Genomic DNA, 22,274 nt, shown 5'->3' with positions numbered 1-22,274 from the left:
CAATGAATAGAGCCCTGGGCAACGCCTACTGGCAATCCCAGGGCCTGATGAGCTTAACCGAACGCTATTCTTATCTTCGTCAAGCTTGGTGAACCGCCGGATGCGGACCCGCATGTCCGGTGGTGTGAGAGGACGGGGGCTAGCCCCCCTCCTACTCGATTAGCCAGGGTGCAAATTACAATTTAACAGCTTATGGCTGTACCACAACGCCAGCTTACCTTTAGGCATTTTCCCGCCGGGTTTCAGGTAATTTAGAGCGCCCTAAACAGGGGGTTTGGGAGCTACCAAAAAACACATAAAGACCAGGTTTATCCTGCATTCCGTTCGGCAACAGGTTCACCTGAATAAGGAATTTGGCTCATGTGGTACTTTTTGTAACTTCGCCTCATAATTATTTATTGACTTCATTAAAAAAGGAGTGAGTAAGCATGTTCCCATCCCTTGATTTTTTGTTTAGAAAGGGCATTGGGTCAAGAATCGTCGTAATAATGGAATCGTTTCCCTTTTTTATGACGGGCAAGCTAATCGGCAAAGAGGCAGATATTGTGATCGTCGAAGCACAAGAAGGTATACCGGTTCAACTCGTCGGTCGCATATTCCACATAAGCCTGGCCAATCTTGCGGCGTTTTTCATAGAAAATAAGGAATTCCCCATCCCTGAGCTGGAGTCCGTGGGTGACATCCACATTAAAGAAAACAAACATGATTCGGACCTGAATAAGACAGTTGAAGAAGTAAAGGAAGTTTTGAACAAGGCAGTCGGGGAAATAAAGGAAATACTGGATGAGGCAGTCTGGGAAATGAAAGGAATGTTAAATGAGGCGGACGGGGAAATGAAGGAAGCCCTGAATGAGGCAGAGAGTAAAATAACGGATATCGAAAGAAGGCATATAGGGCGGGACATTCTTTTTGTCCTGCGTCCCAGGCAATTATCGATCTTGGGCCAGGTGTTCCGGCCGATTATCGTAGCCAGGCTCGAGAAGATAGGGCTAGACTTCGTCTTTCTTAAAGATGTCAACATCCGCTTTAGCAATGCTCCAGATTTTATCTTCCCGCTTCCGCTTTTCGTCCCTAGACAACAGATAGCAATATTCCTGCCCTTTGAACGTCAAACGCAGTTCCCCCTGGTTTAACAAGGTGATGAAAACCGCTAAGGAGATATGAGGTGTCCGCAGTATGATCCTGTTTTTCAGTACGGAGAGTGATGAAAGGTGCTCAGGAGATATGAGGTAGTAGCCATACCGATTCGCATTGTCTATAATACATTCGGAGATCACGACCCGAATGGCCGGATGTACGTTTTGAAAGAGGACCGCCAGAAGGTCGAGGAGCTCGTAAAGGCAAATCCTTTTACGCCCGTAGACCTCGTTCGTCCACTGGTCATCCGCGCTAACGCCGGAGATACCGTGGAAATCGTGTTTGAAAATGCCCTGGACTTTCCTGCCTCACTGAATGTCAAGGGCCTGCACATGGATGTCCGTACCTCCGACGGCTCCTTTGCCGGCGAAAACCCCAATACAACGGTAGCACCCGGAGAGAAGATCGTTTACACCTTCGTAGCTGATCAAAAAGGGGCGTTCCATTTCAGTGACCTCGGAAACCCCCTGGCCGGCGAACGGGGAAGCAATTTACACGGCCTGTTCGGCGCACTCGTCATAGAAGCTCCCGGGTCAACCTGGACCGACCCTGAAACGGGCGAGGAGGCCAGGAGCGGCACGGTGGTCGATGTTCACAACCCCTTCTTACCGGATTTTCGTGAATACGTTACCATTTTCCACGATGAACCGGAGGTATTGAACAGGAACGGGGAGCCTCCTGTTGACCCTATCACTGGCCAACCCGGGGCGACTCATGCCATAAACTACCGTTCCGAACCATTGCGAAATCGTCTGGCCTTAATTTTAAGCGGTCAGGTGTGCCCGGGGTGTGTCGGCGAGGAAGTACACCACGATTCGTGGGCGTTCGGCGATCCGGCAACCCCCGTGCTGCGGGCTTACCGGGGAGATCCTGTACGATTCCATGTTGTTCACGGCGGTGTGAAGGAGACACATATCTTTCACTTACATGTCCACCAGTGGCTATTCGACCCGGATAATGTCGACTCGGAACTAAACGACTCACGGGATCTGGCGCCTCAAAGCACATTTACATTTGATGTGCTTTATGGCGCAGGGAGCTTACACCGTTGCTATGGCGATGCGATATTCCACTGTCACCTGTATCCTCATTTCTCGGAGGGTATGTGGGGGATTTTCCGGACCCATGACGTGCTGGAAGACGGTAGCCGCGTCTACCCCAGCGGCCAGCCCGTCCGGCGCCTGCTGCCGTTACCCGACCGGCCGGCTCCTCCACCGCCAACACCGGAACGCCCGGGATTTCCATTCTTCATCCCGGGCACATACGGCAAGAGGGCGCCTTTACCGCCGCTCGGCACTGACCGGGGCTTCGGTCCTACGGATCTGGAACGAGCTGCCTTTGACCCTAACCCGGTGCCGGGGGCGCCGTTTACCAACCCGTGTCCACCAGGCGTCCCCGTAAGGGAATACAATATCGTGGCCATCCAGAAAGATCTTGTTTACAATAAAGCCGGCTGGCACGATCCCGAAGGCCGTTTATTCGTCCTGGCCGAAGATGAAGAAGATATCCTGGCCGGCCGGAAGAAGCCGGAGCCCCTGTTTATCCGTGCCAATGCAGGTGAATGCATAGACTTGACCTTTACCAATAAGCTACCGGTGACGTTGGGACCCAGCGCCTTCCAGGTCCTGACTAAAACCCCCTTCTGTGGCATGCACGTTCACTTCGTCAAATTCGACCCGCTGGCGTCCGACGGCGCTAATGTCGGCTGGAACTATTTCACCGGGGTTGAGCGCAATAAGACGATAAGGTACCGCTGGTTTGCCGATACCGAGCTTAAGACGGTGTTCTTCCACGATCACCTGTTCGCCCTCCAAAACCAGCATCACGGCCTGTTCGCCGCGCTTATAGTAGAGCCGCCCGGATCGAAATTCCGGGAACAGAATACGGGGGAGCCAATCCAAGCTGGGAGCCAGGCCATTATTGAAAATCCCTTCATTCCCGATTTCCGGGAATTCTGCCTGGCAGTTCACGATTTTGCTCCGCTGGTCACGGCCGGGGGAAAACCGCTGAACCAGCCGCCGGTGCCCGGAACGTTTAACGACCAGGGGGTAATGGCTTTTAACTACACGAACGAGCCGTTCCAGATCAGGGGCGGCGACCCGGCGTACGTGTTCAGCTCTTTTGTACACGGGGACCCGGCTACTCCACTCCTGAAGGTATACATTGGAGACCCTGTGTGCATCCGGCTGATTCAAGGTGCGCACGAAGAATCCCATGCTTTCAATCTGCACCGCCAGAAATGGATGTTTGAAAGCCGCGATCTGGAATCCCCATTGACTCAGGCCAAGCACATCGGTATCTCGGAAGCGTTCAACTTCGAATTCGCCGTGGAAGGTGAAGGCCCGGGGGATTTCGATATGCTGTATTTTTCCGGCGGTATCGACGACCTCTGGCTGGGCGTGTGGGGCATTATGCGGGCCTTTGGCCAACGGGTACCCGAGTTATTGCCGCTGCCGGACAGGCCGGAGCCGCCCGTACGCACGATTCCACGCCCCCAACCTACCGGAGCCCCGCCACCAAAGGCAGTGGATCCCGGGAACCCCTGTCCGCCGGGGACACCTATCAAGCACTTTGATATTGTTGCCCTGGGCACAAACATCGACTACAATGCCCACGGTGACCACGACCCGTTCGGATTAATCTTTGCCAGGGCGGAAGAGGTGGATGAGATCCTTTCCGGCGCAAAGAATCCCGAACCTCTCATAATAAGGGCAAATGCCGGTGATTGTGTGGAGGTAACCCTTACAAACCGCTTACCCGAAACTCTACCCGACCACCAGCACCCGGCTGTACCGGTTGAAGCCCCCTGGCCATACTCGAACCGGGTTTCCATGCACGCTCAACTCGTCAAATACGACGTGCTGGGATCAGATGGAGCCACTATCGGCTTTAATCCTGATCAGACGATTGGACCGGGAGAAACCATTACTTACCGCTGGTTCGTTGAATTACCCGGCCTGGAGATCAGCCTCACGGATTACGCCGACATAAGAAACCACAGGCACCACGGCCTGTTTGGAGCCCTGATTACGGAGCCGCGGGGCTCATCCTATCGCCATCCCCGAACCGGCGTTAAACAGTTGCATGGTGCCCAGCTAGACATCCTAAACACGTTCCTGCCGGCCGTACGGGAGATGGTACTGATCATGCACGACGGTGTATTCCTTCTAAATGCCGGGGGTAAGGTCATTCCGGAAGCGTTCGTTATAGTTCCGATTCCAGGGGATCTGGACCCCGAAGATCGGGGAATGAAGGCATTCAATTACCGCTCTGAACCTTTTGAGAACCGGTTAAAATTTATACCGCAGGTGCATAAGGTCTTTAGTTCCCTTTTCCACGGCGATCCCGCCACGCCCCTGTTCGAGGCAATAATCGGTGATCCGGTAACGATTCGTCTACTTATGCCGTCCGATAAACCGCGGGCGCACAGCTTCGTCCTCCATGGCCACAACTACCGGCAGCAACCGGGGGACCTCTTTTCCCAGGTCATAGCCGTCAGGGGCGCGGTTACAGTGGGCGAAGGTTTTTCGGCAAAGATAGAAGGTGCAATCAGCCCGCTGGGAACTCCCGGTGACTTTGTGTATCGTTCCGGAATTGTTCGCTGGGATGTAGAGCTTGGTATGTGGGGCCTTTTACGTGTCGAAGATAGGAACAAGACTTCTTTGCTTGTGCTTCCAGGGTGTTAGCGCAATAAGAAAAGGGGCTGTCCCAAAAGTAAATTTGGGGCAACCCCCTTACATTTTATCCTGCCTGAGGCGGCAGATTATCCCGCATCAGGGATAATTCCCTCCTAAAAATGCCGTGACATAGCGACCAGGTGCAACTGAATCGATGGGAGCATCTTCTTCGTTCACCAGTTTTTCAGATATAGAGGTTCCAGGCCCATAAAAATTGAAGGCCAGAAATTCGAACGTTGTTCCCGGGAGGAATTTTGCCCGGCCTGTTGAATTTTTAAAAGTATTAATTTAAATAAGGAGGTGTACCCGCCAACGCTCTTGTCCCCCGGGGGCGTGTGCTTTTTTTATGAACCATAATAAAAGCATGAAAAAATACGTTTTGCTGGCGGCCACCCTGGCTTCCTTTTTAACTCCCTTTATGGGCAGTGCCGTTAACCTGGCCGTTCCGGCCATTGGCCGGGAGTTTCACCTGGAAGCATTGATGCTCAACTGGATTGTTACTTCCTATCTCCTGGCCTCCTCTGTTTTCTTGCTTCCCTTTGGCCGGGCGGCGGACCTGTACGGCAGGAAAAAGGTCTTTCTGGCCGGGATCATTACTTATACCTTGCTGTCCCTTTTAAGCGGTCTGGCCACTTCAGGGGAAATGCTGATCCTTTTCCGCATCCTGCACGGGATTGGCGGTGCCATGATCTTCGGTACCGGCGTGGCCATCCTGACCGGCGTATTTCCTCCCCAGGAACGGGGGAAAGTGCTGGGCATCAACGTGGCGGCTGTTTATACGGGGTTATCCCTGGGGCCGGTGGTGGGCGGGTTTTTAACCCACCAGTTTGGCTGGCGGTATATTTTCTACCTGAACTTTTTGCTTGGCTTAATTGTGGTCCTGGTCACCGTGTTTAAACTCAAGGGAGAATGGAAGGATGGGCGGAGTGAAAAATATGACCCGGCTGGGGCGTTCCTTTACACCCTGGGCATGGCGGCGTTCATGTACGGCATTGCGGCGGCCAACGCCAGCACCTATGCCCGCTGGGTCCTGGCACTGGGTCTGGTTTTGCTGGCCCTGTTTATCCGGCAGGAACTGCGCTACCCCTATCCGTTGATCAACCTGAACCTTTTCCGTAACCTGGTTTTTGCCTTTTCCAACCTGGCGGCGCTCATTCACTACAGCGCCACCTTTGCGGTAGGGTTTTTACTTTCCCTGTACCTGCAGGTGGTCAGGGGGATGGATGCCCAGACTGCCGGCTTTATCCTCCTGGCGCAGCCCATTCTGATGGCCCTTCTTTCCCCGCTGGCCGGCAGGCTTTCCGACCGTGTCGAGCCGCGGGTGCTTGCTTCCCTGGGAATGGCCTTGAGCTTTGCGGGACTTTTCCTTTTTTCCCTTATAAACAAAACCACTCCTCTATGGGTGACAATGGGTAATCTGGTGTTGCTTGGCATTGGCTTTGCCCTGTTTTCTTCGCCCAATACCAATGCGGTAATGAGTGCAGTGGAGAAACACTATTACGGGGTGGCTTCGGCCACCCTGGGTACCATGCGCCTGGTCGGCCAGGCTTTGAGCATGGCCCTGGTTACCTTATTCTTTGGCTTTTATTTGAAGGGCAGGGCCATCACTCCGGCTGCGAGTCCGCTTTTGCTGAAAAGCATGCATATATCCTTTTTGCTCTTTGCCGTGCTCTGCGCCGGCGGCGTATATTTCTCCCTGGCCCGGGGGGAGGTCCGGGAAAAAGAAGGGGGCCGGTGAAATAAAAAGGGTGGCCGGGAAACGCGCCACCCGGATTTTTTAATCAAACAGATCTTCAAATAACTCGAAGATGCTGCGTTTCTTTTTGTGCTTGTGGTAGCCGTGATGGCCGTAGTGGTCGTGATGGTGATAGCTGTGGTGCTCGTCGTAATCTTTGTAGTGCTGAAATTCGCCGTGGAACTCCCGGGCCAGGGCAATCACCTTTTCCAGTTCTCCGCCGTCGAGCCACACCCCGTGGCAGCGGGAGCAGACATCCAGCAAAACCCCGAAGCGGGGCACTTCCCTAAGGGGTACATGGCATACCGGGCAGTCCTTCATCAAGAAACGCCTCCTTACTTTAAAATCATCTGCTGCTTTCATTATAACCAAAAAATGTTATCCTGCAAGCAGGCTTGTTACCCTGCAGTCAGTGGTAGTTACCAGAAAGGCGCGGCAGGCAAGCCCTATCGAGACGTGAACCACTTCCGTGTAGCCCTACGGATTGTTCCGGAGGTGGTTTATTTGTCAGGACCTGGTTCCAACCACCCGGCCTTTTCGATGGCGGTGAGAAATTTTTCGCGGATATCGGGGTAGGCTTTCGCCATCAAGCCGACTAGGGCGCGTATTTCTTCCCGCTTCGTTTTACCGCTGGCAGGACAGGGGTTGTCCATCACGGGAAGATTTTCCGCCCGCGCAACGCCGGCCAGGGTGGCTTCCGGCAGGTAAATAAGGGGGCGGATGAGTACCAGGCCGCTTCTGGCCAGGTGGGTTGCCGGCGTAAAGGTGGCCAGCCGGCCGGTGTAGACCCAGTTTAACAGAAAGGTTTGCAGGAGGTCATCCAGGTGATGCCCCAGGGCTACCTTGTTGCAGCCCAGCCGCCGGGCCGCTTCGTGGAGGGCGCCCCGGCGCAGGTGGGCGCACAGGGCACAGGGGTTTTCCTCCCGGCGGTGTTCAAAGACGATGGCTCCGATGGCCGTTTGTTCCACGTGAAATGGTATGTCCCGTTCCCGGCAAAAGGAGGCCAGGGGTGCAGGATCCACCGGCCAGCCCAGGTCAAGAAAGACGGCGTGAAAGTCAAAGGAAAGCGGGGAATAGTGTTTGAGCAGCCACATTATGTACAGGAGAGCGGAACTATCCTTGCCCCCCGAAACGCCTACGGCAATTTTATCGCCTGCCGTGATCATGGAGTACCGGTAGATGGCCCTTTTCACTTTCGTCAGGAACCATTTCCCGTAGGTGCGCTTGATTTGGTAAACTGCCTTACTCTGGTTCTTCATCTCTTACCTCTAGAAACCCTGGATTCTTGCCATTTAGGGCAAAAATCGTGTAATATTAAAGAACAATGGTTAAACCATGAGAATTCTTTGTAGAGGGTGAGGCAATGAGTCTTTATTATGATGTACAAAAAATTGTTGTACCGCGCATTGTTCGCCTGGCCCGGGAGATGAATCTCGGCGCCGGCCAGGCCGTGGAGCTGGACTGCCCGCGGGCGACCCTTTTGAACATTGCCTTTCGCATCCGCACTACCGGGACCGTGAATCTCTTTGTAGAGGAGCACAACGGACAGGAATGGAAGACCACCGGCAGGCTGGAGGTCGAAGAAGGGGAAACCGTGTGGCACCACATACTAAAAAAACCCTGCTTTCGACTGCGCCTTGCCAATCCCTCGCCTGCCGATGCCGTGGAGGTTTCCATTGACGCCAACCTGCCCTGCCTGAAAGATCTTAGCGAAATAAAATAAAAGGCTTCAATAATCTCCGGGACAAGCCGTGCCCTGGCGCTAAAACGCATGGCGGGGCCACCGGCCAAGGCGGCGGAACGCTTCTATTTTTTCCTGGCGGCCCAGGCGGCTTTCGGCCAGGGCCTTCTCCAGAAAGGCTATGGAGTGATCATAGGTGGCCCGGTCCACGGGATAAGGGTGACCGTCCTTGCCCCCGTGGGCAAAACTGAACCTGGCCGGATCCCTGAAGCTGGGCGGTGTTCCGTAGGCCAGTTCCGAGAGCAGGGAAAGAGCCCGCAGCGCTTTAGGTCCCACTCCCTCGGTGGCCACCAGGGCGGCGAAGTTCTCCGGCTGCCGTTCGTAACTTTTCAGGAGCACCCGGTGCAGCCTGGCGGGATTCAGGTCGGCCAGTTCCACCCGGTGCCGGGCCGGCAGGTTCAGGGCATCCTGCTGCAACCGGGTCAGATCCCGGAGCAGGTTTTCCGGCTTTTCCCGGGCCAGTTCGGCAATCACCTTCCGGGCCGGGTCGCTTTCCAGGGCCACCAGGTTAAGGGTTTCGCCCTTGTGATCGCAGCACACCGCCGTATGGGGTTCGCAGACAAAATCTTTTACCGTGGTGCTCAACCAGTGATAGCGGCGGGCCCAGCGGGTGGTTTCGTTCATACCCTGCTGGATGATTGCCCAGCGTCCGGAGGAAGTAAAAAAGAAGGTATGATGGTAGAGCTGGTAGCCGTCCTGGACGGCGGCGTTGTCCACCTTGGCGGCCATTTTGCTCGCAAAAACCAGTTCCCGGGGGTCCCGGGCCAGGGGAAACTTTTCCCCTATGGCCAGGATTTCGCCGGGTGTCTGGCGGGATGTCTTTCCTTTGCCGCCCGCCACGAAAAGCCCCAGGTGGCCGGCCCGGTCCCGCAGGGCTTCCTTTAACGCACCGCAGACGGTGGTGGTTAAACCGGAAGAATGCCAGTCAAATCCCAGCACGCAACCCAGGGCCTGAAACCAGAAGGGGTCGGCCAGCCTGGCCAGGATCCTGTCCGGGCCGCTTTCCACCACCATCACTTCAATTAAGGCGCGGCTCATTTTGACCATCCGCTCAAAGAGCCAGGGCGGGCATTTCCCCCCGTGCAGGGGCAGATTGGCCGTCCCGGTTCGCATGTGCATTCCTCCAGCAAATAAGGGGGCGTCTTTCCCGACGCCCCTTGTTTTTTGCTTTAGTTCTTTCTATTCCTCTTTCCAGTGGATGCACTGGGCAGGGCACATATCGATGGCTTCCTGAATTTCATCTTCACTGGCACCCTGGGGGTTAACCACCTCGGCGAAGCCCAGGGTTTCATTCATCTGGAAGACATCCGGGCAAACATCTGCGCAGGAGCCGCAGGCCAGGCATTCTTCCGATTCGATGTACGGGATTTTGGCCACGGTTTTCCCCTCCTTAACTTTTCCGTTTGTGGCTGTACCGCCGGGGATATTATATCATCTTCACCAATCAATTTGAATAGAGGGATGACTGGATCTTCTTTTGTATTTTGTATGCACTATGCAGGAAAATGAAAAATTTTCTTGAATAATTATTAACACAAATTTAAGAAAAATATCGGAAGGTGGACTGATCCTATGGAAGAGTTTCGCCGCAGGGTTGTAGCAGGCCGGGAAATAACCAATCCTTCGCCGGAAACTTTAAGGACACTGGCCTCCCATGAGGAGCAGGTCACCGTATACGGTAGTGTCAATTATATAACACGGGTCCGCAACCGCAGCTCCAAGTTCACCTATATCGTAGAAGACGGAGTGCGGCTGGGAGTGGACCAGCAGGGCATTTCCCGGCAGCGGGCGCTGGAGCTGGTGGACCAGGTGCATGCCTACCTGAAGCGAAAATCGGTCATCCGCCTGGACCGGCAGATGGGCACCCATCCCGATTTCCGCCTGCACTGCCGTTTATATATCACCGCTGAATATGCCCGCATCCCGCTGCAGTGGCGCTTGATGCTTTTTGAACCGGAAAACCCGGACAAGGAGCCCGATTTAATGAGCATCTATGTTCCGGAGTGGCCTGAACGGATTATTTTTTGCCACCCCGAAGCCGGTGTGACCTACATTTTGGGAACGGACTACTTCGGGGAATGCAAGAAATCCTTTTTACGCATGGCCATGTACGTGGTAAAAAAGCGGGGCTGGCTGGGCCTGCACGCCGGGAGCAAGGCTTTAAGGGTGCGGGACAGGAACGGCCAATTAAAAGAGATCGGTTTTATTCTCTTTGGCCTTTCCGGTACGGGAAAAACCACCCTCACCATGCATGATCACGGCTTGACCGGAGAGGAAGGGGTGGTCATCCGCCAGGACGACGTGGTGATGATGGATGGCCGGGGTTACTGTTACGGTACGGAAAACGGCTTTTATATTAAAACGGAAGGTCTGGATGAGTCCCAGATGGTTCTCTACCGGGCGGCCACCGCTCCCGGGGCCGTCTTTGAAAACGTGAAGGTGCTGGAAGACGGGCGGATTCTATTTGATGATACCGGGCTTACTTCCAACGGCCGGGGAGTAATCCTGCGCCGAGACGTGCTCAGTACCGATGACCGCATTGATCTCGACAAGGCCCACCGGCTCATCTTTATCACCCGCCGGAATACCATTATCCCTCCCGTGGCCAGGTTAACGGCGGAACAGGCGGCGGCTTATTTTATGCTGGGAGAATCCATTGAAACTTCGGCGGGGGATCCCACCCGTGCCGGCCAGTCGAAACGGGAAGTGGGCACCAACCCCTTTATCATTGGTCCTGAAGAAGAGGAAGGCAACCGCCTGCTGGAAATACTGCGGGCCAACCCGGACATGGAATGCTACCTGTTGAACACCGGCAGTGTGGGTGCGGGCCCCGGCTTCCCCGGCGAAAAAATCACCATTGCCGTTTCCACCCACATCTTGAGGGAAATTGCCCGCGACGGCATTACCTGGCAAACCGATCCCCACTGGGGCTACCAGGTGCCTTTACAGGTGCCGGGGCTGGACCTGGACCGCTACAACCCCGCTACTTACTACAGCCCGGAAGTTTACCGGCAGTTGGTGGAAGAACTGCGCCGGGAGCGCCGCCAGTGGCTGGCCAGGTACCGGGGGCTGAAACCGGAAATTGTCGCCGCCATTGAACCGCCGGGTGATTAATCTTTTGGAAAGCTTAAGGCAGGATTTTCTTTGCTTTTAGCGTTTCCTGCAGCCGGGCCGTCACTCCTATGGCAGTGGCTCCCAGCAGGGCGGAGTAGAGCAGCATGACCGTGAGGACGTCCCAGCGCTGGGCCAGGAAAGTGCCTGCCAGGGGACCGGCCAGCAGCCCCACGGAATAGGCGGTATTGGCTATGCCGTAGGTGGTGCCGTAAAGGCCGCTTGCCCGGCCTGTCTTTCCGTCCGCGGGGTGTTTGGGGTGAATTTTCTCCATGGATTCCGCCAGTAAAGGTAGCGCGGGGGTGGAGTAGGCCCCGGTGGTAAGGCCCAGCAGGGCCATGGCCGCCGTTACCAGTGTAACATTTGGTGCCACGACCAGCCACGGTACGGTGGCCGCCGTGCTGAGCAATCCGGCTACGATCAGGGGTTTACGACCCAGCCGGTCGGAAAGGATCCCGAAAAGGGGCTGGAACAGGGCGAAGGAGAGGCTCAAGGCGCCAAAGAGCAGCCCCACGCCGGCACTGCCGAGGCCAAAACGTTTTTGCAGGTCGATGGGCAGAAGGGGCTCCAGCATGCCAAACCCAAAGCTGCCCGTGACGGTTATTGACACTCCCCAGAAAATGTTCCGGTCAAATAAAAACTGCTGCCACGGCAGTTGCTCCCGCCCGGCAGGGGTGCTGTTTTTGGGCAGGGGACTTGACCAGATCAAAAGGGTCAGCAAGGCCCCTGCGCCTGCCGTTACCAGAAAGGGGAAGGCGTAACCGGTAAACTGGTAAAGGGTGCCGCCCAGCACGGGGCCGATAATGGTGCCCAGGCCGGTGCTGGTCATGACTATCCCCATTTTTTGTCCCCTTAAACGGGGCGGGTACAGGGACGCCACCAGGGCCAGGCCGGCCGACCAGGTGGCCGCCGCGGCTATTCCCTGGAGTAAACGGCTGATAACCAGAAGCCAGACCGAGCGGGAAATCAGGAAGACTAGCGTGGATAAGGTCAGGCCGGCCATACCCAGAACCATGACCGGCCTGTAGCCGTACCGGTCACAGGCCAGCCCCGCGGGTACGCTGGCCAGCAGGAGGCCGGCGGAAAGGGCGGCAAAAATTAGCCCCAGTTCGGTGGTGGAAGCACCTGCGCTGGTGGCGTAATAGGGTATCACGGGGACGATGATACCGTACAACACGGTATCCAGAAAAACGGCCAGGTTGATCAGCGTAAACAAGTAGCCGGTATTCATAATTTGCCTCGCTTGCAACCCTCCCCAAAAGCTTCTAAAGAAAACCTGTTCCATTCTGGTTTTTCTTTATCGCACCGGTTTTTCCTGATCCTCATATTCTGGTCGGCACCCTCTCTTCCCTTCTTTTACGAAGATATGAAGGTAAAATGATGATACATCATATAAATCTACGGATAAAATTTACGGACCGCAGGCAGGCAAAACCTGCCTTTTGTTTTTCGCTGGTTGAGCTGGAGGAGATCATATTGCAATGTCGAAATCATGAAGTGTCTAAATATTTTAACATAACTTGTCGGGAAGGGAGGAGAAAGCAAATGCTTTTCAAAGAAGGCCTTTCTCGTTACCTGCCGGAATGTTGGAAAGAAGGAAGCGATCATCTACTCGCTTTGCATAAGACAAATCTTCTAAAAACGAATGCTTCGGAGCCAGGCAAAAGGACGGGGAATTATCAGGGCAGGTCGTTGCGTGTTACCGATACTGAGACCGGCTTTTACTACACCAACGGGCAGGCTTATACCCTGGGCGTGAACAGTGCCTACGAATGTTTGACGGGTTTACATGGCCACGAGCTGTTGGGACGCAACATGAATGAGCTGGTGGATAACCGCTACTTCGACCGGTCGGTTTCCCTGATGGTGCTGGAACAGGGGCGCACCGTTACCATTCCCCAGCATGTGCTTAAAACCGGCCAGAAAGTGATGGTAACCGGAAATCCAGTTTTTGATGAAGAGGGTAAAATTCTTCTGGTAGTAACTACGGTGAAACCGCTGCGAAACAGTAAAGGAAAGAAAGTAACCGGGCCGACCCCGGCAAATCACCTGGTGGAACTGGAAGGCATCGGAACTGTGGTGGCGGAAAGCGAGGCCATGAAACAGGTGGTGAACAGGGCCATTCGTGCCGCGTATTCCGACGCCACCGTCTTGATCCAGGGCGATTCCGGCGTCGGCAAAGAAGTCGTGGCCAGGATCATCCATGAATACAGTCCGAGGAAGCACAAACCCTTTGTGGTGGTAAACGCGGCCGCCATTCCGGGGGAACTTTTTGAGGCGGAATTATTCGGCTACCGTCCGGGATCTTTTACGGGCGCCCGGCGGGAAGGTTATCCCGGGTTGGTCAAGGCTGCCGAGGGAGGTACCCTGTTTCTGGATGAGATTAGTGAGGTGCCCCTTTCCGCCCAGGTGAAATTATTGCGGCTGGTTCAAAATAAGGAACTATACCCTTTGGGTAGTGGACAACCGGAAAGAATAGATGTGCGTATTGTGGCTGCATCCAATCAAGACCTGGTAAGGATGGTGCGTGAGGGGCGTTTTCGTCAGGATCTATACTACAGGTTGAATGTCATACCAATTTATATTCCTCCCCTGGCAAGCCGGCGGGAGGATATTATCCCCCTGGCCAGCCACTTTTTCAACCTCTACCTGGACCGCTATAATATAAAAAAGATTCTTACGCCGGAAGCCTGCCAAGAATTGCAGAGCTACCGGTGGCCGGGAAACGTGCGGGAGCTGCAGAACTTGATGGAGCGCCTGGTGGTTCTCAGTACCGGAGTAAAAATTACTGCCCGCATGGTAGCCAGGGAACTGGAGGCACAGGTAGAGCAATCCGCCACTTGCTTTTCGCCTAAAACTCCGGAGAACCTGGATAAGGCGTTAGAAAAATTCGAAAAGGATCTTATCCAGCATGCTTTGCAGGTATATTCCACGCAAGAGGAGGCGTCCCGGGCGCTAGGTATTCACCGGAGCACCCTGGCCCGGAAAATAAAAAAATACTTTTCTTAAGAACGCGCGGTCTTGCGCGTTTTTTGTTGCAATCTTGCTACATCCGGAGCCAGGTATGAGAGCACAAAAGGGAGGTTGGTGTGAATCAAGCCGGGAGATTAAAAGGCTTCGCGGCCATGAAAGCAAGAGATTTTAAACAGGCATGAATTTTGAAAAATTATAGCACTGACAGAAAAATTTCTGGAGGTGTATGATGTGAAAGTAAGCTATTTCTGGACGGCGAACACAATCATTACCGGTAGGGGTAGCCTCGGCCGGATTGCCGGTGAGGCTAAAAACCTTGGCGCCACCAAAATCCTGGTGGTTACCGACCCATTACTTTTAAAAACCGGCCTGGTGGACAAGGTGAAAGAGGCCCTGGCCCCGACCGGCCTGGAAATCGGACTTTTCAGTGAAGTGGAACCCGAACCACGCCTGCAGGTGGTGACCAAATGCCAGCAGGCCATTAAAGAAGGCGGCTACGACCTGCTGGTGGCGGTGGGCGGCGGCAGTTCCATGGACGTGGCCAAAGCTTCTTCCATTTTGATGACTAACCCCGGATCAATTAACGATTACATCGGCGTGAATTTAGTACCCAAACCGGGTCTACCCGTTATCGCAGTGCCTACTACGGCGGGCACGGGTAGCGAGGTCACACCCATTGCCATTCTTTCCGATGTGGAGGAACAGCTAAAGAAAGGCGTGGTGAGCCCTTACCTGCTGCCCAGGGTGGCCATTGTGGACCCGGAACTAACGGTAACCATGCCTCCGCATATAACCGCGGCTACCGGTATGGATGCCCTGACCCACGCAGTAGAAGCGTATATCTCTGTTAATGCTACGACAATTACCGATGCACTGGCCCTGGAAGCTATCAGGCTTATTTCCCGGCATCTGCGTACGGCAGTGGCCCACGGGGAGAATATGGAAGCCAGGGAGAACATGGCCATGGCCAGCCTGCTGGCAGGGATTGCTTTCGCCAACGCCGGTGTCGGTGCCGTCCATGCGCTGGCCTATCCCCTGGGTGCCCAGTTCCATGTCCCCCACGGTGTGGCCAACGCCGTCCTGCTGCCTTATGTCATGGAATCAAACCTGCTCGGTGCCCTGCCCAGGTTCAAAATAATGGCCCTGGCCATGGGGGAAAGGGTGGAGGAACTGTCCGACCGTAAGGCGGCCGATAAATTTATCGAGGCTATTAAGCAGCTGTCCACCGATGTAAGAATTCCTTTGCATCTCCGCGATATCGGTGTAACTGCCGAAGCCATACCGGGTATGGCCGAGGGTGCCATAAAGGTAACCCGCCTGCTGGCCAACAACCCGCGCAAGCTCACGGTGGACGACATCAGGGAAATCTACGAAAGAGCATTTTAAAGGCAAGGAAAGGAAGACTTGAAACATGAGAGGCTTTTACGGACGACTGCTCCGCATTGACCTGTCAACCAGGCAGTGGCAGGCGGAGGAAATTCCAGATGAGGTTTTGGCCGTATACCTGGGCGGTAAAGGTTTGGGCACTTACCTGATGCTCCAGAACATTCCGCCCGGGGCCGACCCCCTGGGTCCGGAAAACTGCCTGATTTTTACCTCCGGCCCTGTAACAGGTACGATCATGCCGGGTTCCAACCGTTTTGGAGTCTTTGCCCGGTCCCCCCTTACCGGTTTTTACGGCGAGTCCTACTCGGGCGGCCATGTGGGGGCGGTAATGAAGAGAACCGGTTACGATGCTATTATCATTCAGGGCCAGGCAAAAAATCCCACCTTATTGGAAGTCACCGATCAGGGTGTTTCTTTCCGGGACGGTACAAAACTGTGGGGCCTGGATTGCTACGCTGCCGAAGACATGGCCCTGGCCGAGGTAGGGGACAAAGACGCCGAGGCGATGGTCATCGGCCCGGCCGGCGAAAACCTGGTGCGCTACGCCTGCATTGAAAACAACTACTGGCGTTCCGCGGGGCGGACCGGCATGGGGGCCGTGATGGGGTCGAAAAAACTAAAGGCCATCGTTTTTCACGGCCGGGCCGGCTGCGAGCTGGCCGACCCGGCAGGGCTGAAACAATATGTGGCGGAGCTAACCCAAAAGGCAAAGGATAACCCCCGTGTACTGCGTTACCGCAAATACGGCACTCCCCAACTGGTGTCGCTGATGAATTCCGTGGGCGCCTTTCCGGCCAGGTACTGGAGCCGGGGAACCCTGCCCGGATGGGAGTCCCTTACCGGCGACTACCTGGTTGAAAACTTCGAAGTGCAGCCCCGGGCCTGCCGCCCCTGCTTAATGGCCTGCGGCAACCTCACCCGGGTGACCAGGGGAAGGCACGAAGGGCTTATGGTGGAAGGCCCGGAATATGAAACCATCTATTCTTTCGGCGGGTTGTGCTGCATCCACGACCTGGCCGATATCATTTACCTGAACGACATTTGCGACCGGCTTGGCCTGGATACAATCAGTGCGGGCAACATGGCGGCCTTTGCCATCACGGCCGCCGAAAAAGGTGCCCTGGATGTAGACGTGAAATACGGGGATGCGGAAGGCGTAGCTAAACTGTTGTACCAGATAGCCCGGCGCGAAGGGGTGGGCGACCTCCTGGCCGAGGGTATCCGTACGGCGGCGGAGAAGCTTGGCCTGGGTAACCTGGCCATCCATGTCAAGGGGATGGAGCCGGCCGGCTACGATCCCCGGGTGCTGCACGGCATGGGTCTTTCCTATGCCACTTCACCGCGGGGGGCCTGCCACCTGCGGGCTACATTCTACAAGCCCGAGCTGGCCGGGTTGATTGACCCCAAAACCACGGAGGGGAAGGCGGAGCTTTTTATCGAGTATGAGGACCGGCTGGCCATTTACGACGCCCTGATACTCTGCCGTTTTTACGGGGACTTGGTCCTATGGGAAGACCTGGTCAGGGTGGTCAATGCCACCACGGGTTTGGGTGTGGACGAAGGACAGTTGCGCCGCATCGCCGGACGCATAGTTTCGGCCACCCGTCAATTTAACCTTTTACAAGGCCTGACCAGGGATGACGATAACCTGCCGCCACGCTTCTTTAAAGAACCGCTGGAAAACGGGGATGTTCTCCCGGAAGAAAACTTCAGGCGGATGCTGGCCGATTACTACCGCCTGCGCGGATGGGATGAAGAAGGCCGCCCAATCGTTGGGACTATCTAAGCCTGGTTTTAGAAAAAGTGAAAAGGAGGAAGTTTATCATGAAAGTTTACATTTTAGATAACGGATACCTTAGCTGCGACGAGAACCAGATGGTAGCTATGGCTACAGTGGGTACGGCAAGCAATCAGACACCTTCTCACCACTGGATCAAGATTCCCGTATATTGTGTTTTAATTGATCATCCCGGGGGCAAGATACTTTTTGATACGGGATGCCCCCCGGAGGCTATGAACGGTTACTGGCCGAAAGGTTTATGTGAAGCCTTCCCTTATACGTTTAACGAAGAACAGCGCATTGAAAACCAGCTCAAGAGAATTGGATTGACTCCTCAGGATATCGGCACAGTGGTTTTGTCACATATGCATCTGGATCATGCCGGCAACCTGAGGCTTTTCCAAAATGCGCAGGTTTATGTGCACCGTAAAGATTTTGAGCTGGGTCTTTTAATGACGCACCAGAACCCTGATCCTAACAGCCACGGAGCATATATTAAAGCTGACCTTGAAGTGCCTGCTCAGTTCAATCTGGTTGATGAAGATTTTGAGCTGGTACCGGGCGTGGAAGTGGTTACCCTTCCCGGCCATACCCCGGGCGTCCTGGGGTTGGTCATACATCTGCAAAAGTCGGGAACGTTAATTTTTCCCATGGACGCAGTATATGAACGCCGCAACTATGGCCCGCCGGCCCGTCTCTCGGGCATCGTATATGATAGCATCAGTTTTATCCGGTCAATTGAAAAAGTACGGAAACTGGCCCGTAAGTACAATGGTAGGGTTATGTTCTCCCACGATATGGAGTTCTTCGTCAATGAAATGAAAAAGGCCCCTGAATATTACGAGTAACGCAATACGTAAAAACACGAGATCTGGAGATAAATTCTCCAGCCGGCGGAAAAGGCTACCGGCTGTTGAAGTTAGTGATACCCAAAATATCCCGGCCCGGGAGGCGGCGGGAGAAAGTTCCCGCCGCCTTTTTAACTTCTCTACAAAATAATACTGGCAGGATTTATCATCTGGAAAACGAATTTCCATCACTGGGAGCAATCAAAGGGGAGGTCACAAGCCGTGCACCTGTATCTTGTAGATGACGGCACCCTTACCGCGGGGGCTTTGCGCCGGGAATTGCCGGCGGTGCTGACCGGGTGGCAGGTGGCCGTAACAGTGTTGAATATGGGTTTGGGGCACGAAGACATTGACCCCACCCCGGTGGATGGAAGAGTGGTCAAGGAGTTTTACGGTTCTCCGGCAGAGCTGGCCGGCAAGCTGGCCGGGGCCGACATCCTGGTGGTGCACAAAGCACCCGTGACTGAAGAGGTGATCAAGGGCGCACCCGGGTTGCGCCTGATTGCCTGTGCCCGGGCACACCCGGTGAATGTGGATGTCCGGGCGGCCTTAAGCCGGGGGATCCCCGTGGTGCATGCCCCGGGGCGGGCGGCAGACTCTACCGCCGATTTAACCATGGCCCTTTTGCTTTTTCTGGCCCGCAATATGGGGGAGACCTGCCGTTTGGTAAGCCGCCTGGGGGCCGGCGCCTGGCAGTACGACTGCCGCAGCCGGCTGGAGGGAGTAGAACTGGCCGGGAAGATCCTGGGCATTATCGGTTTCGGGCAGGTGGGCCGCCGGGTGGCGGTCCGGGCGCAGGCTTTTGGGATGAACATCCTCGTATACAGTCCCCATGTGAATCCCGCTGAAATTCTTGCCGCGGGCGGCCGGCCCGTAACTCTGGAAGAACTCCTGTCAGCTTCCGATTTTGTCAGCCTCCATACCCGGCCCGCTCCCGAAAAAACAGGCTTAATTGGCGCACCCCAGTTGGCGTTGATGAAGAACTCGGCCTGCTTGATCAATACCGCCCGGGGTGAACTGGTGGATGAGGAGGCCCTTTACCGCGCTTTAAAGGAAAAAAGGATCCGGGCTGCGGCGCTGGATGTTTTAATTTCGGAGCCCCCGCCGCCGGATCATCCCTTTTTTACCCTCCCCAACGTCGTCCTGACCCCCCACCTGGGAGGCAAGACGGAAGCTGCACCAGTTAGGGCGGCAAAGATAATCACAGAAGAGATCATTAACTTTCTGAGCGGAAAGTCCCTGCGCCATGTTATAAACAGGGTCTGAAGTTGATACCACTCCTGCCAGAAACTTTACCTTGCACTGCGAACATAATTTCATTTACACTTATCAATAAACAGGTCCTCTAATTGAAGCATTCATAAGTGTCCGGCCTTTGCCGGCTCTTTTTTTGAGTTCAAAAAGGAGGGTGTGGATGATGAAAAAACGTCTTCTGTTAAGGATAATGATTTTCTTAATTGCCCTGCCGTTTCTTGTCGCGGGTACAGGAGGTGCTTTAAACGGTCCGGACCCGGATGTTTCGCTGGCGCAGGCGACCGGAGATAAGGATTGGTCTTTCCGGCAGGTGCCGGATTACCAGCCGCTGCAAGAACAACTGAAAGAGTACCTGGCCCAGCAGCCGGGAGTTTACGGCATCTACTTTAAGGACCTGCACTCCGGGACCAGCTTTGATATCAACGGTGATGAGCCTATAACCGCCGCCAGCACGGTGAAGGTGCCCGTGGTCCTGTACCTGAATCATCTCGTCGCCCAAGGCAAACTGAATTGGGATGACCGGGTGGTTTATGACAGCAAACAGGACTATCAAGGGGGAGCCGGTATCCTGCAGTTTTCCGCCCGGGACGGCGATAGCTATTCCCTGCGGGTACTGGCCAACCTGTCCATAACCATCAGCGACAACATCGCCTACCGCATGCTGGTGCGCCACCTGGGCAAGGACAACGTGGCCCGGTTTATGCGCGACCTGGGCGGGCAAACCGTGTTCCCCGGCGGGGAGAATATCACCACTGCCCGGGACATGGGCCGGTATATGGAGGCGGTGCTGGAATTCAGCCGTGAGCATCCCGCCCTGGGAGAGCGCCTGTTGGATGATATGGCCAACCCCATTTACCACGTGGGTTTGCCCGGTAAGCTCCCGCCGGAGGTAAGGGTGGCCCATAAGGAAGGAGATGTCTGGGGTGTGGCCAACGATGCCGGGATTGTTTTTGCCGAACACCCTTACATCCTGGTGGTGCTGTCCAGAGGGGAAACGGATGTGGATAAAGGATTTGCCCGTATCGCGGAGATTTCCCGGATGGTCTATGACTACCAGATGAATCTAAAGCGGTAATGCCGTGCAAAAGGCCTGGCGATTCTTAAATTACGCCAGGCCCTTGTTTTAGTGCCAGCAAGCCCTGAAGTATCCCCAGTTTTTTAGCCTGTTTTGGCTCGGAAGCGAGCGACTTGAGCCGAGCGGCCAGCCAAATTTAGCGAGGCGAAAAGCGAAGGCAGGCCCGAGGGCATGGATGCCCGAGGCCGGCAACTGAGACAGGATGCCGAATTTGCCGGGAAGCCTGCCGGAGCTTTGAGCCGAGCATTAGTTTGGCCCGCGAGGCTCACTGGAGCGAGCGAGAGCCAAAACAGGCTAGGTTGAAAAGTGGGGATAACAGTGGCAAACCACTAAGATTTTTTCACCACCAAATCATCCAGCGTCTTAAAGGTGTACCCCTGGGCCCTGGCGTCTTTAAGGATACGGTCCAGGGCTTCGGTGTTGTCCCTGGATACGGCGTGCAGCAATATTACCGCCCCGTTGTGCAGGTTATCCATTACCGACTGGTAGGCTTCCTGGGGACCTCCGGGCATGGGTACCCAGTCCACCAGGGCCAGGCTCCAGAAAATATTGTAATATCCCAGTTGTCTGGTTACGGCCAGGGTGCGCTCACTGTATTCCCCCTTGGGCGGGCGCAGGTATTTCATCTTCTTCCCCGTCAGCTTTGTGAAAAGTTCTTCCACCGATTGCAGCTCTTTCTTGATCTCCTCATCGCTGATGTCGGGCAGGCTGGGGTGATTCATGGTGTGGTTGCCCACGATGTGCCCTTCAGCCACCATGCGCTTGACCAGTTCCGGATGGGTTTTGACATAGTGCCCAGTCACAAAGAAGGCGGCTTTGACGTTGTTGGCTTTGAGAATATCCAGTATTTTAGGTGTGTAGCCGTTTTCGTATCCCTCGTCAAAGGTCAGGTAAAGCACCTTTTCATCGGGACTGCCGATCCAGTGGGCGTCATACCGGGCCAGGGTGTCGCGGATTGCCCCGGGCATTTCCGGTTGCTGGTGGTTGTCGTTGCGTTTAATGCCCCAACCGCGGCGTGCGTTGGACAAGGAAGTAGTGGTCTCGCCGGTCTTTTTATCGCCGGTGGCACTTTTCTTTTCATTAATATTTTCCGGGGTTTGAGCCTTTGTTTCATTTTTTGCCGGTTTTACCGCCTGTGAAGGGAGGGTATTTGCCGTTGTTTTTTCCCCCGCAGGTTGGGAAGAATAGACCCCCGTGGCAGTGGATTTTGGGTTGTCCGCCGCCAGGTACATCTTGCCGGCGTAAAATCCACCGGCAATTAGAGCCATTAAAAGTGCCACAATTGCTCTGGCATATCTAGACAAGAGATTTTCCTCCTTAGCAAAAATGTCTAGCATTAGCTTGGGCAGGGAAATAAGGAATTATTCCCGGGTCTTGATTGGCAAAATTCGACACCTTCCGCCATCAACCCTCTTTTGCTATACTATTTTTAAAGGCGTTCCACGGGACTGCGGTGGAGGTATGTCAAGCGTCAGTGACTTTGTCAGTGAAATTCGTCAATGAAAATGTCACTCAGACACATTACTTATCTCATTCATCTGGGCTAAGAAAATGTCA

The 22,274-nt window shown here is 54.8% G+C and carries 17 protein-coding genes; 11 read left to right on the top strand and 6 right to left on the bottom strand.

Annotation, left to right across the window (positions count from 1 at the left end):
• Positions 1–428 precede the first annotated feature (428 nt).
• The 3 genes from J2Z49_RS13500 to J2Z49_RS13490 all read left to right on the top strand — a co-directional run bounded on the left by J2Z49_RS13500 (position 429) and on the right by J2Z49_RS13490 (position 6,552).
• Positions 429–1,133: a hypothetical protein gene (locus J2Z49_RS13500; RefSeq protein WP_307403516.1), complete on the top strand. Its 705-nt coding sequence runs from the start codon at positions 429–431 to the stop codon at positions 1,131–1,133.
• A gap of 78 nt (positions 1,134–1,211) precedes the next feature.
• Complete coding sequence (locus tag J2Z49_RS13495; RefSeq protein WP_307403514.1) at positions 1,212–4,823, top strand: multicopper oxidase domain-containing protein; 3,612 nt, start codon at positions 1,212–1,214, stop codon at positions 4,821–4,823.
• Between the two features lie 355 nt (positions 4,824–5,178).
• The gene (locus J2Z49_RS13490) at positions 5,179–6,552 is read left to right on the top strand and encodes an MFS transporter (RefSeq protein WP_307403513.1); all 1,374 of its coding nucleotides are present in this window, start codon (positions 5,179–5,181) and stop codon (positions 6,550–6,552) included.
• A 39-nt stretch (positions 6,553–6,591) separates the two neighbouring features.
• On the opposite strand, the gene J2Z49_RS13485 is transcribed toward J2Z49_RS13490, so the two are convergent.
• Entirely contained in the window at positions 6,592–6,870 is a 279-nt protein-coding gene (locus J2Z49_RS13485) for a TFIIB-type zinc ribbon-containing protein (RefSeq protein ID WP_027356961.1), read from the bottom strand.
• Positions 6,871–7,049: 179 nt separating this feature from the next.
• On the bottom strand, positions 7,050–7,808 hold the full coding sequence (locus tag J2Z49_RS13480; RefSeq protein WP_307403509.1) for a tRNA lysidine(34) synthetase: 759 nt from the start codon (positions 7,806–7,808) through the stop codon (positions 7,050–7,052).
• A gap of 104 nt (positions 7,809–7,912) precedes the next feature.
• Between J2Z49_RS13480 and J2Z49_RS13475 the strand changes: the two genes are divergently transcribed.
• Positions 7,913–8,272 (top strand): hypothetical protein, encoded by a 360-nt coding sequence (locus tag J2Z49_RS13475; RefSeq protein WP_307403507.1) that lies wholly within the window; start codon positions 7,913–7,915, stop codon positions 8,270–8,272.
• Between the two features lie 39 nt (positions 8,273–8,311).
• On the opposite strand, the gene J2Z49_RS13470 is transcribed toward J2Z49_RS13475, so the two are convergent.
• Positions 8,312–9,382 carry a DUF763 domain-containing protein gene (locus J2Z49_RS13470; RefSeq protein ID WP_407650096.1) on the bottom strand — a complete coding sequence of 357 codons (1,071 nt, stop codon included), beginning with the start codon at positions 9,380–9,382 and terminating at the stop codon, positions 8,312–8,314.
• Positions 9,383–9,469: 87 nt separating this feature from the next.
• Complete coding sequence (locus J2Z49_RS13465) at positions 9,470–9,667, bottom strand: ferredoxin (protein ID WP_013824091.1); 198 nt, start codon at positions 9,665–9,667, stop codon at positions 9,470–9,472.
• Positions 9,668–9,862: 195 nt separating this feature from the next.
• On the opposite strand from J2Z49_RS13465, the gene J2Z49_RS13460 reads away from it, so the two are divergent.
• On the top strand, positions 9,863–11,404 hold the full coding sequence (locus J2Z49_RS13460; RefSeq protein WP_307403503.1) for a phosphoenolpyruvate carboxykinase (ATP): 1,542 nt from the start codon (positions 9,863–9,865) through the stop codon (positions 11,402–11,404).
• 13 nt (positions 11,405–11,417) lie between these two features.
• Here J2Z49_RS13460 and J2Z49_RS13455 read toward each other — a convergent pair whose 3' ends face one another.
• Positions 11,418–12,632 (bottom strand): MFS transporter, encoded by a 1,215-nt coding sequence (locus tag J2Z49_RS13455; protein ID WP_307403501.1) that lies wholly within the window; start codon positions 12,630–12,632, stop codon positions 11,418–11,420.
• Positions 12,633–12,946: 314 nt separating this feature from the next.
• Between J2Z49_RS13455 and J2Z49_RS13450 the strand changes: the two genes are divergently transcribed.
• From J2Z49_RS13450 to J2Z49_RS13425, 6 genes are all read left to right on the top strand, one after another.
• Entirely contained in the window at positions 12,947–14,410 is a 1,464-nt protein-coding gene (locus J2Z49_RS13450) for a sigma-54 interaction domain-containing protein (protein ID WP_307403499.1), read from the top strand.
• Between the two features lie 195 nt (positions 14,411–14,605).
• Positions 14,606–15,760 (top strand): iron-containing alcohol dehydrogenase, encoded by a 1,155-nt coding sequence (locus J2Z49_RS13445; RefSeq protein ID WP_307403497.1) that lies wholly within the window; start codon positions 14,606–14,608, stop codon positions 15,758–15,760.
• A 25-nt stretch (positions 15,761–15,785) separates the two neighbouring features.
• Entirely contained in the window at positions 15,786–17,546 is a 1,761-nt protein-coding gene (locus tag J2Z49_RS13440; protein WP_307403495.1) for an aldehyde ferredoxin oxidoreductase family protein, read from the top strand.
• Between the two features lie 38 nt (positions 17,547–17,584).
• Positions 17,585–18,388 carry an N-acyl homoserine lactonase family protein gene (locus J2Z49_RS13435; RefSeq protein WP_307403493.1) on the top strand — a complete coding sequence of 268 codons (804 nt, stop codon included), beginning with the start codon at positions 17,585–17,587 and terminating at the stop codon, positions 18,386–18,388.
• Positions 18,389–18,610: 222 nt separating this feature from the next.
• Positions 18,611–19,654 (top strand): NAD(P)-dependent oxidoreductase, encoded by a 1,044-nt coding sequence (locus J2Z49_RS13430; RefSeq protein ID WP_307403491.1) that lies wholly within the window; start codon positions 18,611–18,613, stop codon positions 19,652–19,654.
• Between the two features lie 151 nt (positions 19,655–19,805).
• Positions 19,806–20,717: a serine hydrolase gene (locus J2Z49_RS13425; RefSeq protein WP_307403489.1), complete on the top strand. Its 912-nt coding sequence runs from the start codon at positions 19,806–19,808 to the stop codon at positions 20,715–20,717.
• Between the two features lie 329 nt (positions 20,718–21,046).
• Here the strand turns inward: J2Z49_RS13425 and pdaA are convergent, their stop codons facing one another.
• Positions 21,047–22,021, bottom strand: coding sequence for a delta-lactam-biosynthetic de-N-acetylase (gene pdaA / locus J2Z49_RS13420; protein WP_307403487.1), 975 nt, complete (start codon positions 22,019–22,021; stop codon positions 21,047–21,049).
• Positions 22,022–22,274: the final 253 nt, after the last annotated feature.

Source organism: Desulfofundulus luciae, assembly GCF_030813795.1.
GTDB lineage: Bacteria > Bacillota > Desulfotomaculia > Desulfotomaculales > Desulfovirgulaceae > Desulfofundulus > Desulfofundulus luciae.
Note: the sequence above shows the minus strand (reverse complement) of the source record. Positions and strands in the feature narration are given on the sequence as shown.